The organism is Corynebacterium lehmanniae, from assembly GCF_043161975.1.
Taxonomy (GTDB): Bacteria; Actinomycetota; Actinomycetes; order Mycobacteriales; family Mycobacteriaceae; genus Corynebacterium; species Corynebacterium lehmanniae.
The window spans coordinates 1,176,842-1,191,983 of the sequence record NZ_CP170998.1 but is presented as its reverse complement, the minus strand read 5'-3'; the positions used below and the strand labels follow the sequence as shown (position 1 = coordinate 1,191,983).

Annotated in this window: 17 protein-coding genes; 12 read left to right on the top strand and 5 right to left on the bottom strand. The window is 68.0% G+C overall.

The genetic code is table 11. The features are described from left to right. The 7 genes from ACF3NP_RS05670 (at window position 1) to ACF3NP_RS05640 (ending at window position 6,143) form a co-directional block, all read left to right on the top strand. On the top strand, window positions 1-1,713 hold the full coding sequence (locus tag ACF3NP_RS05670; RefSeq protein ID WP_392399068.1) for an ABC transporter family substrate-binding protein: 1,713 nt from the start codon (window positions 1-3) through the stop codon (window positions 1,711-1,713). Continuing rightward, a complete protein-coding gene (mshB, locus tag ACF3NP_RS05665; protein WP_392399067.1) occupies window positions 1,710-2,582 on the top strand; it encodes an N-acetyl-1-D-myo-inositol-2-amino-2-deoxy-alpha-D-glucopyranoside deacetylase in 873 nt (290 codons plus the stop codon). The genes ACF3NP_RS05670 and mshB overlap by 4 nt, the downstream gene beginning before the upstream one ends. Beyond that, window positions 2,579-2,902, top strand: a complete 324-nt coding sequence (locus ACF3NP_RS05660; RefSeq protein WP_392399066.1) for a hypothetical protein — start codon at window positions 2,579-2,581, stop codon at window positions 2,900-2,902. Before mshB ends, ACF3NP_RS05660 begins: the two co-directional genes overlap by 4 nt. A 12-nt stretch (window positions 2,903-2,914) precedes the next feature. Then, a complete protein-coding gene (fdxA, locus tag ACF3NP_RS05655; protein ID WP_181192369.1) occupies window positions 2,915-3,238 on the top strand; it encodes a ferredoxin in 324 nt (107 codons plus the stop codon). A 4-nt stretch (window positions 3,239-3,242) separates the two neighbouring features. Continuing rightward, complete coding sequence (gene dapC / locus ACF3NP_RS05650; RefSeq protein WP_392399065.1) at window positions 3,243-4,343, top strand: succinyldiaminopimelate transaminase; 1,101 nt, start codon at window positions 3,243-3,245, stop codon at window positions 4,341-4,343. 60 nt (window positions 4,344-4,403) lie between these two features. After that, window positions 4,404-4,967, top strand: a complete 564-nt coding sequence (locus ACF3NP_RS05645; RefSeq protein ID WP_392399064.1) for a GtrA family protein — start codon at window positions 4,404-4,406, stop codon at window positions 4,965-4,967. A gap of 87 nt (window positions 4,968-5,054) precedes the next feature. Next, window positions 5,055-6,143, top strand: coding sequence for an HNH endonuclease signature motif containing protein (locus ACF3NP_RS05640; protein WP_392399063.1), 1,089 nt, complete (start codon window positions 5,055-5,057; stop codon window positions 6,141-6,143). Here the strand turns inward: ACF3NP_RS05640 and ACF3NP_RS05635 are convergent. Genes ACF3NP_RS05635 through ACF3NP_RS05615 form a run of 5 tightly spaced genes read right to left on the bottom strand, consistent with a single transcriptional unit; the run spans window position 6,086 to window position 11,344 of the window. Further along, window positions 6,086-6,631 (bottom strand): GNAT family N-acetyltransferase, encoded by a 546-nt coding sequence (locus ACF3NP_RS05635; RefSeq protein ID WP_392399062.1) that lies wholly within the window; start codon window positions 6,629-6,631, stop codon window positions 6,086-6,088. The genes ACF3NP_RS05640 and ACF3NP_RS05635 overlap by 58 nt on opposite strands. Next, the gene (gene dapD, locus ACF3NP_RS05630) at window positions 6,621-7,595 is read right to left on the bottom strand and encodes a 2,3,4,5-tetrahydropyridine-2,6-dicarboxylate N-succinyltransferase (RefSeq protein WP_392399061.1); all 975 of its coding nucleotides are present in this window, start codon (window positions 7,593-7,595) and stop codon (window positions 6,621-6,623) included. Before dapD ends, ACF3NP_RS05635 begins: the two co-directional genes overlap by 11 nt. A 5-nt stretch (window positions 7,596-7,600) precedes the next feature. Continuing rightward, the gene (locus ACF3NP_RS05625) at window positions 7,601-8,965 is read right to left on the bottom strand and encodes an amino acid permease (protein WP_392399060.1); all 1,365 of its coding nucleotides are present in this window, start codon (window positions 8,963-8,965) and stop codon (window positions 7,601-7,603) included. Then, window positions 8,965-10,353: an amino acid permease gene (locus ACF3NP_RS05620; RefSeq protein ID WP_392399059.1), complete on the bottom strand. Its 1,389-nt coding sequence runs from the start codon at window positions 10,351-10,353 to the stop codon at window positions 8,965-8,967. The genes ACF3NP_RS05625 and ACF3NP_RS05620 overlap by 1 nt, the downstream gene beginning before the upstream one ends. A 58-nt stretch (window positions 10,354-10,411) precedes the next feature. Next, a complete protein-coding gene (locus ACF3NP_RS05615) occupies window positions 10,412-11,344 on the bottom strand; it encodes a 2,3,4,5-tetrahydropyridine-2,6-dicarboxylate N-succinyltransferase (RefSeq protein WP_392399058.1) in 933 nt (310 codons plus the stop codon). Between the two features lie 29 nt (window positions 11,345-11,373). On the opposite strand from ACF3NP_RS05615, the gene dapE reads away from it, so the two are divergent. From dapE to ACF3NP_RS05590, 5 genes are read left to right on the top strand one after another with little or no spacing between them, the layout of a single operon-like run. Further along, complete coding sequence (dapE, locus tag ACF3NP_RS05610; RefSeq protein ID WP_392399057.1) at window positions 11,374-12,465, top strand: succinyl-diaminopimelate desuccinylase; 1,092 nt, start codon at window positions 11,374-11,376, stop codon at window positions 12,463-12,465. Between the two features lie 3 nt (window positions 12,466-12,468). Beyond that, the gene (locus ACF3NP_RS05605; RefSeq protein WP_181888174.1) at window positions 12,469-13,254 is read left to right on the top strand and encodes an LOG family protein; all 786 of its coding nucleotides are present in this window, start codon (window positions 12,469-12,471) and stop codon (window positions 13,252-13,254) included. After that, on the top strand, window positions 13,247-14,098 hold the full coding sequence (folP, locus tag ACF3NP_RS05600; protein ID WP_392399056.1) for a dihydropteroate synthase: 852 nt from the start codon (window positions 13,247-13,249) through the stop codon (window positions 14,096-14,098). Before ACF3NP_RS05605 ends, folP begins: the two co-directional genes overlap by 8 nt. Then, on the top strand, window positions 14,095-14,811 hold the full coding sequence (locus ACF3NP_RS05595) for a glucosyl-3-phosphoglycerate synthase (protein ID WP_392399055.1): 717 nt from the start codon (window positions 14,095-14,097) through the stop codon (window positions 14,809-14,811). The genes folP and ACF3NP_RS05595 overlap by 4 nt, the downstream gene beginning before the upstream one ends. Before the next feature lie 10 nt (window positions 14,812-14,821). Then, window positions 14,822-15,130, top strand: a complete 309-nt coding sequence (locus tag ACF3NP_RS05590) for a hypothetical protein (RefSeq protein WP_063937446.1) — start codon at window positions 14,822-14,824, stop codon at window positions 15,128-15,130. Window positions 15,131-15,142 lie beyond the last annotated feature (12 nt).

Sequence of the window (15,142 nt, the reverse complement as noted above, 5' to 3'; positions counted from 1 at the left end):
ATGCACCCAAGTAGAACGCGCCGCCCAGCCACCCGTACTGCGGCGGCGTTTTCCGTGCTCTGCCTTGCGGCGTCCTGCGCGGCCAATCCGGGCCCGCCGCCGCTGGTGGAGCCGGAGGACCGTCCCGACGCTGTCTCGGATCGCGACAACGCCGACGCTGACAGTGCCGATACCGACGCCGACGCCGACAACGCCGCCGACGAGCCAGGCACCGGTCAAGAGCCGGCCAATTCCCGCCCGCAGGCCCAGATCGGCATCGACCAGGTGCGCGCGGGGTTCAACCCGCACTTGGTCGGCGACGAGTCCGCCGTCGTGCGCGGCATCGCCGACCTTGTCCTGCCCAGCGCGTTCCAGGCGGACGGCGCGAAGGACCCGAACCTGCTTGTCGGGGCGTCGGTGCTGCCGACGTCCCCGGACGCGTTCACGGTGCGCTACATCATATCGCCGAACGCGCAGTGGTCCGACGGCACCCCGATCACCGGCGCGGACTTCGCCTACCTGTGGCGCGGGATGACACAAACCGCCGGGGTGGTGGACCCGGCCGCGTACCGCGCGGTGTCCAACGTGCGCGTCAGCGGCCCCGGCGGCAAGGTCGTGGACGTGGATTTCGCGCAACCGGTGGGGGACTGGCGGGTGCTGTTCCGCCACCTGTTGCCGTCGCACTTGCTCGCCGCGGACGCCGCCGATTTCGCGTACGCGCTGCGCAACACCGTCCCGGCGTCAGCGGGCCGTTACCTGGTGCGCAGCGTGGACCGCGCGCACGGCACCGTCACCCTGAACCGCAACGACAGGTTCTGGGGCCCGGACCCGGCGCCGATCGACATCCTCACCCTCGCCGCGGCGCGCGACACCACCCAGGTGGCGGACCAGCTGCGCAGTGGCCAGCTCGCGTTCGTGGACATGGTGCCGCAGGACACCACCGCGGATGTGCTCGGGCTAATCCCGGACGTGGACACCCGCACGTTCCCGGGCGCCCGCACCTTGGGCGTCACACTGTCCGCCACCAGCGGGCTTTCGGCGCAGGAGCGCGCCGAGGTGCGTTCGCTTATCGACGTCCCCCTGCTCGCCCACATCGCCGCCCGCCGCAGCACCGACGTGGCAGCCGCCGAACCGACCGAGCCCGGTTCGCTGGCACTGCTGCACGCCCTCGCCGCCGACGGCAAGGTGCTGCGCGTCGCCGCCGACGCCGCGGACCCGGCGGCCACCGCGGCCGCGCGCTCGCTGGTGGACCTGCTTGAAAACGCCGGTGTGCCCGCCCGCATCGTAGCCAACGAGCTGCCCGCCATCGCCGCGCGCAGCCTGCCGGCGGGCGAGGTGGACATCGTGGTGCACTGGCGCAACGACGGCGCATCCGCCGACACCGCCGCCCACACCCCCGCTGACACACTGGCCAGCCGCATCGCTTGCCCTGCAGAAACCGGCCGCGCCGGCAACCTCGCGGGTTTCTGTTCGGTGGCCGGCGACGAGCTGGCCAAAGCAATCCTTGCCGGCGACATCCCGCCAGAAACAGCGACCGAACGCGTCGCGGCGATCGAGCACCGAGAAGCGCTCTGGGTGCCCCTGCTGCGCGAGACCCGTCTGGCCGCCACCGCGGGCGGGGTGCGCGCGGCGGGCACGCAGCCGGGGCAGTGGCCCGGCGGGCTGTCGTCCGCGGGCGCGTGGACGCTGGCCGATACAGTGGGGCGGCGAACAAAAATACAGGAGGTTCCATGACCGATAGAGACCTTTCTGGCTACCGCGTTGTAGCCGTGCACGCCCACCCGGACGACGAGGCGATCACCACCGCCGGCGCGCTCGCAGACCTGTCGGCACGCGGCGCGGACGTGCTGGTGGTCACCTGCACCCTTGGCGAGGAGGGCGAGGTCATCGGCGAGCCCTACCAGCACCTTGTCGCCGACGAGGCGGACCAGCTCGGCGGGTTCCGCATCCAGGAGCTGCAGCGCTCCCTCAACGCGATCGGCGCGCGCGGGCAGTTCCTCGGCGGCGCCGGTTTTTTCCGCGATTCCGGCATGGCGGGCTCGCCGGCAAGTCAAAACCCGCGGGCGTTTGTGAATTCGGATGACGTGGCCGTCGAGAAGCTTGCTGCCATCTTCGAAGCGGAAAAGCCGCACCTTGTGCTCACCTACGGCCCCGACGGCGGCTACGGCCACCCAGACCACATCCGCGCCCACGAGATCACCCACGCCGCCGCCGAGCGCGTGGATGTCCCGCGGATTATGTGGGCGGTGCGGCTTGCCGAGGAGACCGCCGCGCTCATGCCCGCCGAGGCGCCCGAGGGCTGGCGCCTGCCCGACGACGGCGAGCTCGACGGCGTGGAATCCTCCGACGTCCGCATCGAGCTCAATGACGCCGCCTACAGCGCCAAGGTGGAGGCGATGCGCGCGCACGCTACCCAGCTGTGGATCGCGGACGGGCGCACCACCGACGTCAACCCCCACGCCGCGCTCGCCGCCGGCCCGGTGGTGTACTACGCGCTTTCTAACCTGATCATCCAGCCGATCCAGCGCGTCGAGCACTACCAGCTGGGCGCGGGGCTTCCGCTTGACGACGGAGCTTCGCTGCTCTCCGGGATTGCGCGATGACACAACCCGCAGTGCGCGACGACTTCTCCCGGGGCGAGGCGATCGCCGGGCTGGTGTGGCTCAGCGTCGGCGCGCTCGTCTCGCTCGTGTTGGAGGTGGTCTACCTCAACTGGATCTGGGCGGTTGTCGCGCTGTCGTTCAACGCGGTGCTGACGAAGACGGCACGGTTGTGGTCGGAGACCTGGGCGCTCGCGCCGCTGGGGGTGTGGGGCTGCGCGTTTTTCATTTCACTGGCCGTACTCCCGCCAACTGGCTGGTCGTTGATGCTATTTGTTGCCGGCATAGTGGGTGGCGTTTGGCCCATGATTCGTTCGAAGTGACATACTGTTGCCATGACTTACGTGATTGCTCAACCGTGCGTCGACATCATGGACCGCAGCTGCGTTGAAGAATGCCCCGTTGATTGCATCTACGAGGGCAAGCGCATGCTCTACATCCACCCCGACGAGTGCGTCGACTGCGGCGCCTGTGAACCTGCATGCCCGGTCGAGGCCATCTTCTACGAGGACGACACCCCCGACGAGTGGAGCGAATACTACGACGTCAACGTCGGCTTCTTCGACGAGCTCGGCTCCCCGGGCGGCGCCGCCAAGACCGGCCCGCAGGACTACGACCACCCGTTCGTGGCCGCCCTGCCGCCGCAGAACCAGGACTAGGCTATTGGCTCGCACTCCACTCGGATCGCGGCTGCCGGACTTTCCCTGGGACACCATCGCGGACGTGCGCGAGCGCGCCGCCGCGCACGACGGCGGGCTGATCGACCTGTCCGTCGGCGGCCCCGTCGACCCGGTCGCGCCGTCGATCCAACTCGCGCTGACCGAGGCCGCCGCGGCCCCCGGCTACCCGCAGACCGCCGGCACGCCCGAGCTGCGCGCCATCATCGTCTCTTCGCTTGCGCGCCGCTTCGGCATCGCGGGGCTGAACGAGCGCTCCGTGCTGCCCGTGATCGGCCTGAAGGAGGCCGTGGCGTGGCTGCCCACGCTGCTCGGCCTGCGCGGCGCGAAGGTGGTCATCCCGGAGGTCGCGTACCCCACCTACGAGGTCGGCGCACTCATGGCCGACTGCGAAGTCGTGCGTTGCGACGACCCCGCGGCCGCCCCGCGCGACGCCGCCTTGGTCTTCGTCAACTCCCCGTCGAACCCGACCGGGGCAGTGGCGTCCGCGGACGAGCTGCGCGCCTGGGTGGAATTCTCCCGCGACACCGGCGCGATCATCGCCTCCGACGAGTGCTACCTCTACCTCGGCTGGTCCGCCGAGCCGGTGTCCATCCTGCACCCGTCCATCACCGGCGGCGACAACACCGGGCTGCTCGCCCTGCACTCGCTGTCGAAGACATCCAACCTGGCGTCGTATCGCGCCGGCACCATCTCCGGCGACGAGGCGCTCGTGCAGGAGCTGCTGCTCGTGCGCAAGCACTCCGGCCTCATCGTGCCCGGCCCCATCCAGGCCGCCATGGTCGCAGCCCTCGGCGACGACTTGCACGAGGAAATGCAGCGCTCCACCTACGCCATGCGCCGTGTCGAGCTCATGAAGGCGCTGCCGGAAGCTGGCTTCACTATCGACGACTCTGATGCTGGGTTGTACCTTTGGTGCCGTCGAGAAGCAATGAGCTCCCGCGAAACGTTGGACTGGCTCGCGGACCGCGGCATCCTCGCAGCTCCCGGCCACTTCTACGGACCCGCAGGCGCAAACCACGTGCGTATCTCGCTGACCGCCACCGACGAGCGCATCGCCGAAGCCGCCAAGCGCCTGGTTTCTTAACTTCGACCTCCCGGGACTACACTTACGTAAGTTTTGCGTACTTTTACGAGGAGGTTGTCCGTGACGCACGAGCACGCCGCCGCACCAGCCGGCGGGAGCACCGCGGTGCGATTCGTTGCCGGGCTGCGCCAATTCCTGCGCTTCGGCATCGTCGGCGGCTCCGGCGTGCTGGTGAACTTCGTCGTGTTCTACCTGGCCAACAAGGCCCTGGAAAACGGGCTGGGACTCCATGCCAACGACATCGTCATGCAGCTCGGCCCCACCCGGTGGAACGTGCGCTGGTACCACGTCATGTACACCCTGGCGTTCGTGCTGGCCAACACCTGGAACTACCAGCTCAACCGCTCCTGGACATTCCGCGGGGTGCACGCGCGCTCCTGGCTGCGCGGGTTCTTCCCCTTCTTGGCCACCGGCGCGCTCGCGTTCGCGGTGTCGCTGACGTGCATGACGCTTTTGATGAACCCCACCACGCCAGTTGGCCTGCCGGACCACATCTTCGACGACTCCACTGGACTGCGCACCAAGTCGTACTGGGCGCTAGCCATCTCGACGTTCATTGCCATGCCGGTGAACTTCATCATCAACAGATTCTGGACCTTCGGAAAACTAAAATCTGCCTTCTAGCTGGGGATTGTGAAATTCTCAGGAAAAGTTATCCACATTTTCGACCGGGTCTAGATTTGGGGCTTGCGCGGTCATAGCTTGTCTGCCATGACGCCATTCCAAGAGTTTCTGAACACACAACCGACCATCCGCGTGCTTGAAGGCTTTGACAAGCGCGCCGCCATCGCCGCCGGCGTGATACCGAACCTGGCCAGCAAGTGGGAAGCGATCCACAAGGTCTACTTCGGCCCCACGAGGTGGACCAAACACCAACGCCTTGCCCGCAAGGCCGCCGAAGCGTTCCCGCTGAGCCAGCTGGTCTACATCGAAGACCGGTTAAAGAAGATCCCCAACGAAGCCGAGCGGTGGCGCGTGCGCCGCAAGCTGCTGGAAAAGTTCAGCACCCACCACGAGCTGAAAGCCAAGGCCGACAGGCTGATTCTCAAACCGGCCCGCACGAAACCGAAGCTGCAGGTCAGGTTCGGACGGTCCGTGCACGGCAGGCGCTCCATCCACATCACTGCCGACGAGCACGACGCCGCTGACATCGAGGCCTACCTGCGCGAGGACCTCGACCCGACCAAGCCGCCGGGGCCGCAGATGCTGCGGAGATTCCTTGACCTTGTCCGGGGATGCGGCGGAGGCCTACCTTTCGCCGTTCGCCGCCCGATTGTGGTGGTGGGGCTGGACCAGCACGTGCAGATCCTCTCCGGCGACGGAGACGACGTGATCCTCGGGCTCACCGACGGCACCACCATCACCGGCGCTGAATACCTAGCATCGGAGCCCGAACTCGCAGAGGTAGCGCTGTTCCACCCGACCGAAGGCGCGCTGAACCTGTACAACACGCAGCGCTACGCCAACGACAAGCAGCGCGACCTCGCCCGGCTGACGCTGACGGTGTGCCCGTGGCCGGGCTGCCGCCACGGTTCCGACTCCTGCGAGATCCACCACATGCAGTCGTGGGCCGAAGGCGGCGAGACGAACATGGCCAACCTCGTGCCGGTGTGCCGCTACCACAACCAGATCAACCACGACATCGCCTCGCACGCCAACCGCCGCGGCAGCGTGAAACGCGTCAAGGGGACCCCGACGTGGGTCTCGCCGAACGGCATCCCCGCGGCGAACCGGTACCACCCCTACGGGGCGATGGAGGTGCTGTTCGGCTCCGGTTCCTCGGGGGTGCGGAGGACGTAGCGGGCCAGCGTGTCCTCGTGGCCGCGCAGGCGCACTGGGTCGGGGAGAAGGCAGTCGTAGGTGAATCCCGCCTTCTCGGCGGCGCGGCGCGAGGCGGCGTTGTCCACGGCGATGTGCAGCTCCAGCCGGCGCAGACCTTGGGCGATCGCGTGGGCGGCGACGAGCCGCAACGCCCGGGTGGTCAGGCTCCGGCCCCGGGCCCATGGTGCGGTGCTGTAGCCCAACACGCCGCCGGGGCGCAGCTCGATGCTTCCGGCGTAGCGGCCGTCAACCACATACGCCCACCGCTCGACGCCGTCCGGCACAGTGGCGAGGAATTCGTCGGCGTGCGAGCCGGTGTAGGGGTGCGGCACGGTGGTCCAGCGCACCATCGCAGGGTCGTTGCTGGTGGCCACAATGTCGGCGCGCACCCCCGGCAACGAATCGACGTCGCTCCAGGGCAGCAGCGTCAGCTCCGCGTCGCGGAGGAGGGGCACGTTAGTTGGCATGCAGCGCTTCGTTGAGCTCGATGCCCTTCGCGGGCACAGCCTCGACGGAGCCGGTGACGGAGTTGCGGCGGAACTGCAGACCGTTCGCGCCGGAGAGCTCGAGCGCCTTCACCGTGGCGCCAGCGTCCTTGCTCAGAGCTTCGGCCACCGGCGCGGTGAGCACGACCTTGGTGCCGGCGGTGACGTAGAGGCCGGCTTCGACGATGCAGTCGTCGCCGAGCGAGATGCCCACGCCGGCGTTCGCGCCAAGGAGGCAGCGCTCGCCGAGGGAGATGACCTCCTTGCCTCCGCCGGACAGGGTGCCCATGATGGACGCGCCGCCGCCGATGTCGGTGCCGTCGCCGACGACAACGCCGGCGGAGATGCGGCCCTCAACCATGGAGGCGCCGAGCGTGCCGGCGTTGAAGTTCACGAAGCCTTCGTGCATGACGGTGGTGCCTTCGGCGAGGTGGGCGCCGAGGCGGATGCGGTCGGCGTCGCCGATGCGCACGCCGGACGGCACGACGTAGTCGACCATGCGCGGGAACTTGTCCACGGAGAACACAACGACGGGGCCCTTGGCGGCGAGGCGGCCGCGGGTCATCTGGAAGTCGGAGACGGCGCAGGGGCCGTAGTTGGTCCACACCACGTTGGACAGCAGACCGAACACACCGTCCATGTTGGCGCCGTGGGGGCGGATCAGGCGGTGCGACAGCAGATGCAGGCGCAGGTATACGTCGTAGGCGTCCACGGCTGGCTCGGCCAGGTCTTTGATCGCGGTTTCCACGGCCACGCGTGCGACGCCGCGCGCCTCGTCGGGGCCGACGAGCTCTTCGAAGCGGGCGTCGGGCTCTGCCAATCGACGCGTCCCGGTCTCCTCAACCGGCTCATCAACTAACGGGGCGGGGTACCAGACGTCAAGCACGGTGCCGTCGTGGGTGATGGTGGCGACGCCGCGCGCAATCGCGGAAGTTGGGGAATTCATGCCAATTACCTTACGGCACCCCGGTTTCGGGTGAGGAAGGACATGGCGACCAGGATCAACGACAGGACGCTGACGCTGATGACTTGGGAGCGCGAAGCATCGTCGAAAAGCATGAGCACCGTCAGCCCCAAAAGCGCCGCCAGGGTCACCCACGGCACCCACGACGCGCCGCGCACACGCACCGCGGAGGAACGGATGCGCGGGTGGAGTTTGATGAAGCTCAGGGTGATCATGATCCAGGTGACGATGAGGCAGCCGCCGGTGGCGGACATGATGAAGTCGATCATCCCCGGCGGGTTCCACCACTGCAGGCCCACGGCCACGAACGCGAAGAACACGGAGACGAGCACGGAGTTGCGCGGCACACCGGCGGCGTTGGTGCGCGCCATCCACGCCGGCGCGTCGCCTTCGAGCGCCTGCTGGTAGCCCAGCCGCGAGGTGCCGTAGATCTGCGCGTTGAACGCGGACAAAAGCGCGAGGACGATCACGACCTCCATGAGCCCGGCTGCGCCCGGGATGTTGGCCATCTCCAAAACGGCGGTGAAAGGCGAGTCGGCGGCGGAGTCCGCGCCGTCGATGGCGGCGTAGGGCAGCAGCAGGATGATCACGGTCACGGACCCGATGTAGAACAGCGCGATGCGCCAGATAATGGAATTGACGGCGCGCTTGACGTTGTCGGAGGGGTTTTCGGACTCGGCCGCGGCGATGGTGACCACCTCGATGCCGCCGAACGCAAACGCCACCGCGAGTAGGCCGGCGGCGATGCCGGCGATGCCGTTGGGGGCGAAGCCGGATTCGCGCACGTTGCCGAAGCCGACGAAGTCGCTGGCGGGCAGCACCCCGGCCCACAGCAGCACGCCGATGACCAAGAATCCCAGGATGACGGCGATTTTGATCATGGCGAACCAGTACTCGAACTCGCCGAAGCCCTTGACCTGCGCGAGGTTCACGGCGGTGAGCACCACCACCACGACAAGCCCGGGCACCCATTGCGGCACGCCGAACCAGCCGGCCATCATGGCGGAGGCGCCGGTGAGTTCGGCGCCGCACGCCATGATGAGCAGGAAGTAGTAGATCCAGCCGAGCAGGAATCCGGCCCAGTGGCCGAACGCCATGCGTCCGTAGGTGGCAAACGAGCCGGAGGAGGGGTGCGCGGCGGCCATTTCGCCGAGCATGCGCATCACTGCGATGACGATCAGCCCGGCAATCGCGTACGCGACAAGGATCGCGGGCCCGGCGGCGCGAATGCCCACGCCGACGCCGAGGAACAGCCCGGCGCCCACGGCGGTGCCGAGCCCCATGAGGGTGAGGTGACGCGATTTCAGGCCGGAGCCCAGATCGCTATTGCTTGTCGACGTTCCTCCGGTCATCAGGCGCCCCTATTCTTGTGCACGTTTTGGTGGATCGCGCCGGCGATGGCGATGACGCCGACGACGACGGCGACCGCGAGCATCTGGAAGCGCCCGTCCGCGTCAGCCAGCATCAGCGCGATGACGCCGGCGGCGAGGGCGATCATGACCCACGGCAGGACGTTCGGTGCCCACATGCGCACGTCGGTGATTTCGCCGGTGGCGACGAGCTTGGGGTGGATGCGCACGAACGACAGGGCGACGACGATCCACAGCACGATCAGACAGCCGCCGACCGCGTTGAGCAAAAACGCGAGCAGCCCTGGCGGGTTCCAGTACTGCAGGGCTACGGCGGCGAAGCCGAAGGCGACGGAGACGATGACGGCGCGCATGGGCACGCCGCGGGCGTCGGTGCGGGCGAAGGAGGCGGGGGCGTCGCCGCGCACGGCGAGGTTCTGTATGAAACGCGAGGAGCCGTAGATCTGGGTGTTGCAGGCGGACAGCAGCGCCACCACGATGACGGCTTCCATGATGCCGACTGCGCCCGGGATGTTCGCCAGCTCCAGCACGGCGGTAAACGGGGAGTCGGCGGCGGAGTCGGCGCCGCCGATCTCGTCGAAAGGCAGAAGCAGCACGATCAGCAGCACGGAGCCGATGTAGAACACGGAGATGCGCCAGATAATGGAGCGGATGGCGGAGTGCACGCCGGCCTGCGGGTCCTCGGATTCGGCGGCGGCGACGGTGACCAGCTCGATGCCGCCGAACGCGAACGCCACGGCCAGCAGCGCGGTGGCTACGCCGGACCAGCCGTTGGGCATGAAGCCGACTTCGCTGACGTTGCTCAAGCCCACGAACCCGCCGACGGGCAGCAGCCCGAGCCACAGCGCGACGCCGATGATCAAGAACGCGACGATGACGGCGACCTTGATCAGGGCGAACCAGAATTCGAACTCGCCGAAGTTTTTCACGGCGGAGAAGTTGATCACGGTAAACGCCACGATGGCCACCAGCGCCGGGATCCACGGCGAAATGCCGAACCAGGCGGCGACGATGGCGGAGGCGCCGGTGATCTCCACGGCCATGATCATGATCATCATGAACCAGTACAGCCAGCCGATGGTGTACCCGGCCCACGGGCCGAACGCCTGCGCGGCGTAGGTGGAAAAGGTGCCGGAGGACGGGCGCGCGGCGACCATCTCGGCGAGCATCTGCATGAAGCAGACGGTGATGAATCCGGCGATGACGTACGCGATCAGCACGGCCGGCCCGGCGGCTGCGATGCCCACGCCGGTGCCCAGGAACAGGCCGGCGCCGATGGCGGAGCCGAGGCCCATCATGGTCAGGTGGCGTGTCTTCAGTCCGCGAGCGAGCGCGGTGGATTCCGCGACGGGGGAAACTGGTGTCGACATGTCGAACACCTTAAACGCAAGCTATTGCGCCAACGGCATTATATTCCGCATTTTTGCGCTAATCGACGCCTAAAGTGCGCCGCCGCACCACCGGCGAGGTGGAAAACGGCTCGTGCTCGATGCGCAGGTCGTCGCGCCCGGCGATTGTGCGCGCGGGCACCTGCGCGCCGGCCGCCACGTCGAAGACCATGGTGTCCGGTTCGAGCATGACGCCGACGCCGATTTCGCACCGGTCGCCTAGGTCCACCCCGATCACACCGGCGGACGGGTGTAGCCGGCAGTCCCGCCCGACCCGCATCGGCGCGCGCTCGTGCTCGCTCACCCTTGACGCCATCAGCGCCGACGACAGCGACAAGTCGGTCCCGCCGCCGACCACCACGGACGACGACAAACGCCCCTCCAGCCGCGCCGGCCCCAGCGTGCCGGCGTTGTAGGACACGTAGCCTTCGCGCATCACGGACGTCCCCTCGGCCAGATACGCCCCAAGCCGCACGCGCTCGGCTTCGGCGATGGTCACCCCGGATGGCACGACGTAGTCGACCATGCGAGGCAGCCGGTCGATGCCGTAGACGTGGATCAGCCCGCGCGCCCGCAGGTTGGTCCGCACGGTTTCGAAGTTGTCCGCCAAGCACGGGCCTTTGTTGGTCCACACCACCGGCTGCAACAGGTCCAGCGCGCCGTCCATGTTGATCGTCAGCGGCTCGACCATGCGGTGCGACAGAAGGTGCAGGCGCAAAAACACGTCGTGCGCGTCGATGGGTGGCGCGTCCAGGTCCGCGATGACGGTGCGCACCGGCACGAGTTCCACCAGCCGGTCGTGGTCCGCGCCAATAAGTTTCAGAAACTTCGGGGTCAGTTCGTGGGCGCTGACGCGGTGGGTGCCGGAGGTGGCGTCGATAGGCAATAGCTCCGGCGACGGGAACCAGGTGTCCAGCACGGTGCCGTTCATGGCGATGTTGGCGATTCCGACGGCGCGCGCTCCTTGAGACATGGCTGCGAGTCTAAACGTAGGATCGCCGTGTGACTTCCTTAGATCTCTTCGCCGACCCAATTGCACTTTCTGCGGCGCTCGTGGACATCGAGTCGCCCTCGCACCATGAGGAGGCGATCGCGGACGCCGTCGAGAACGCGCTGCGCGGCCTCGAGCACGCGGAGGTTGCGCGCTTTGGCAACACGGTGGTGGCGCGCACGAACTTCGGCCTGGGCTCGAGGGTGGTCTTGGCCGGGCACATTGACACCGTCCCGCTCGCGGACAACACCCCGCACAAGCTTCTCGACGGCACCCTCCACGGCTGCGGGTCCGTCGACATGAAATCCGGCATGGCCTGCTACCTGGCAGCCTTCGCGCGCCTGGCCGAGCCGGGCAAATCCGTCCACGACCTGACCGTGATCGCCTACGAGGGCGAGGAGGTCGCGCAGGAGTACAACGGCCTGCACCACCTGGAGCGCGACCACCCGGAGTGGCTCGAGGGCGACATCGCGCTGCTCGGCGAGCCGTCCGGCGGCATCATCGAGGCCGGCTGCCAGGGCTCCATCCGCGTGTTCGTGGACGCGGCGGGCACCCGCGCCCACTCCGCCCGCAGCTGGCTGGGCCACAACGCGGCGCACGATCTGGCCGGGGTGCTCACGCGCATCGCCGCCTACGAACCGCGCGCGGTGGAGATCGACGGCTGCGAGTACCGCGAGGGCCTCAACGTGGTCGGCCTGGAGGGTTTCGTGGCCACCAACACCATCCCGGACCACGCGCGGCTGATCGTGAACTTCCGCTACGCGCCGGACCGCTCCGTCGAGGACGCCAAAGCGCACCTCGAGGAAGCGCTTTCGCTTGAGGACGGGCTCACGCTGACCTACGACGACATCTCCCCGGCCGCCCTTCCCGGCCTGGGCGACCCCGTGGCCGCCGGCCTAGTCAAGGCTGTGGGCGGGCAATTCCGCGCGAAGTTCGGATGGACGGACGTGGCGCGCTTTTCTAGCCTGGGAGTTCCCGCGGTCAACTTCGGCCCCGGCGACCCTGGTTTTGCCCACAAGAAGGACGAGCAGTGCCCGACGGACCAGATCACGCAGGTTTTCGAGCAGCTGCTGTCGTATTTGAGCGTCAACGAAAGCGAGTAGTTAATGGCCCCGCTGAACATTCCCCGCCCGGAGCGCGACCGGAAGTTGCGCGGCCCGATCGCGTTGCGCGGTTCGGACCACCAGGCGTCCACGTTCGACCAGCGCCTGCTTGAGGCGTTCGGGCACGCGGACAGTCAGTGGCGTCACGAGGACCCGTGGCGCGTGATGCGCATCCAGAGCGAGTTCGTCGCAGGCTTCGACGCGCTGAGCGAAATGCCGAAGGCCGTCACGGTGTTCGGTTCGGCGCGCCTGGGGGAGGGCACGGAGGAGTACCAGCTGTCCTACGACGTGGGCAGGGCGCTCGTGGAGGCCGGCTACGCGGTGATCACCGGCGGCGGGCCTGGGCTGATGGAGGGGCCGAACCGCGGCGCGCACAACGCCGACGGCCTGTCGGTGGGCCTGGGCATCGAGCTGCCGTTCGAGCAGGGCCTGAACGACTGGGTGGATCTGGGCCTGAACTTCCGCTACTTCTTCGCCCGCAAGACCATGTTTTTGAAGTACTCGCAGGCGTTTATTGCGCTGCCGGGCGGTTTCGGCACGATGGACGAGGTCTTCGAGGTGCTGTGCATGGTGCAAACCGGCAAGGTGACCAACTTCCCGATCGTGCTGATGGGCACCGAGTTCTGGTCGGGCCTGGTGTCGTGGATTGAGGAGCAGCTGCTGGGCCGCGGGCTGATTTCGCCGGGCGACGAGAAGCTCTTTTTGGTCACCGACTCCGTCGACGAGGCGGTGGCGCACATCGTGGATAAGCACAAGGTGATGACGGATCAGCGCCTCAAGGATGAGTAAGCCGCTCGCCGAAGTGATGGCGATTGTCAACCGCACGCCCGACTCGTTCTACGACAAGGGCGCGACGTTCGCCTCCGAGAAAGCACTTTTGCGTATCGACGGTGCCGTGTCCGCCGGAGCCAGCATCATCGACATCGGCGGCGTCAAGGCCGGGCCGGGCGACGACGTGTCCGTGGCCGAGGAAATCGACCGCGTGGTGCCGCTGATCGCCGCCGCGCGCGGACGCCACCCGGACGTGACGTTGAGCGTGGACACGTGGCGCGCGCCCGTGGCCGAGGCCGCGATCGCCGCCGGCGCGGACCTGATCAACGACACGTGGGCAGGCTTCGACCCGGAGCTGGTGGAGGTCGCCGGACAGCATCGGGTGGGCTACGTCTGCTCGCACACCGGCGGGATCACCCCGCGCACCCGCCCGCACCGGGTGCACTACTACGACGTGGTCGCCGACGTCATCGCCGAAACCACGGCGCTAGCCGAGCGCGCCGCGTCGCTGGGTGTGCCGGAGGAGCGCATCTTCATCGACCCCACCCACGACTTCGGCAAGAACACCTACCACGGCCTGGAGCTTTTGCGCCGCGTGGACGAGCTGGTGGCCACCGGCTGGCCGGTGCTGATGGCGCTGTCGAACAAGGACTTCGTCGGCGAGACCTTGAACCGTGGCCTCGACGGCGCGGACATCACCGAGCGCGTCCCCGGCACCCTCGCCGCCACCGCGTGGGCGGCCGCGCGCGGGGTGGCGGCATTCCGCGTGCACGAAGTGGAGGCCACACTCGATGTGATCCGCATGACCGCCGCCATCCAGGGCGAGATGGCCCCGCTTCACACCGTTCGGGGGCTCGCGTGAGGGTCAGCGTGGTCATTCCTGCGTTGAATGAGGAAGCGACGGTGGCGGGGGTCGTCGAGAAGTGTCTGGCATCGCACGCCGACGAAGTGCTGGTGATCGACCCGGACTCCACCGACGCCACCGCCACACTCGCGGCGGAGGCGGGCGCGCGGGTGGTGCCGTGGCGCGAGGTGGACCCCCGCGAGCCGTGGGAGGGCAAAGGCGAGGCGCTGTGGCGCGGGGTGAAGGCGGCCGCCGGCGACGTCGTGGTCTTCGTGGACGCGGACGTGACCTCGCTGGAGCCGTGGTGGGTCGACGCGCTCGCCGAACCGTTGCGCGACGACAGCATCCACCTGGTGAAGGCCTCCTACGAGCGCGCCCGCGCCGGCGGCCGCGTCACCGAACTGACCGCCAAACCGCTCCTGCGCGCCCTGTTCCCGCAGCTTACGCACATCCGCCAGCCGCTCGCCGGCGAGTACGCCATCCGCCGCTCCACCGCCCTGCGCCTGCCGTTCGTCGCAGGCTACGGCGTCGAGGCGGGCCTGCTCGTCGACGTCGCCTCCGCCCACACACCCTCTTCGATTGCCCAAGTCGAGCTGAGCCCTCGCGAGCACCGCAACCGCCCGCTGGCGCAGCTCGGACCGATGGCGGACGTGGTCTCCCGCACGATCCTGGCGCGCGCCGGGGTGGGCGAAATCCAGGTCCGCGAGCGCCCCGCCTGGGTTGCCGGTTAAACTAACCGTCATGCTTTCCTGGATCGTGCTAATCCTCATCCTCGCGCTGCTGAGCATCATCGGTGTGCGCGTGTTCGCCTCCGTCTTCGGCCGCGGCGAGGCCCAGCCGCCGATGCCGCCGACCGCCGACGTCAAGGAAGCCAACCGCCGCGCCGTGGAGGAGGGCAACTTCGGCGACATTCAGCTCGAGGTGGTGCACCGCGGCTACCGCATGGATCAGGTGGATGCGCTGCTGGAGCAGTTGGCGGGCGGCAACCTTGGGCCCGTCGAGAGGCAGGATGCTCAGGTAGAATCGTCTACGTCAACTATCGCGAAGTAAAAGGAGCGTAGA

Coding starts and splice junctions, on each gene's coding strand:
- ACF3NP_RS05670 (WP_392399068.1), top strand. CDS start 1: ATGCACCCAAGTAGAACGCGCCGCCCAGCCACCCGTACTGCGGCGGCG.
- mshB (WP_392399067.1), top strand. CDS start 1,710: ATGACCGATAGAGACCTTTCTGGCTACCGCGTTGTAGCCGTGCACGCC.
- ACF3NP_RS05660 (WP_392399066.1), top strand. CDS start 2,579: ATGACACAACCCGCAGTGCGCGACGACTTCTCCCGGGGCGAGGCGATC.
- fdxA (WP_181192369.1), top strand. CDS start 2,915: ATGACTTACGTGATTGCTCAACCGTGCGTCGACATCATGGACCGCAGC.
- ACF3NP_RS05640 (WP_392399063.1), top strand. CDS start 5,055: ATGACGCCATTCCAAGAGTTTCTGAACACACAACCGACCATCCGCGTG.
- ACF3NP_RS05635 (WP_392399062.1), bottom strand. CDS start 6,631: ATGCCAACTAACGTGCCCCTCCTCCGCGACGCGGAGCTGACGCTGCTG.
- dapD (WP_392399061.1), bottom strand. CDS start 7,595: ATGAATTCCCCAACTTCCGCGATTGCGCGCGGCGTCGCCACCATCACC.
- ACF3NP_RS05625 (WP_392399060.1), bottom strand. CDS start 8,965: ATGACCGGAGGAACGTCGACAAGCAATAGCGATCTGGGCTCCGGCCTG.
- ACF3NP_RS05620 (WP_392399059.1), bottom strand. CDS start 10,353: ATGTCGACACCAGTTTCCCCCGTCGCGGAATCCACCGCGCTCGCTCGC.
- ACF3NP_RS05615 (WP_392399058.1), bottom strand. CDS start 11,344: ATGTCTCAAGGAGCGCGCGCCGTCGGAATCGCCAACATCGCCATGAAC.
- ACF3NP_RS05605 (WP_181888174.1), top strand. CDS start 12,469: ATGGCCCCGCTGAACATTCCCCGCCCGGAGCGCGACCGGAAGTTGCGC.
- folP (WP_392399056.1), top strand. CDS start 13,247: ATGAGTAAGCCGCTCGCCGAAGTGATGGCGATTGTCAACCGCACGCCC.
- ACF3NP_RS05590 (WP_063937446.1), top strand. CDS start 14,822: ATGCTTTCCTGGATCGTGCTAATCCTCATCCTCGCGCTGCTGAGCATC.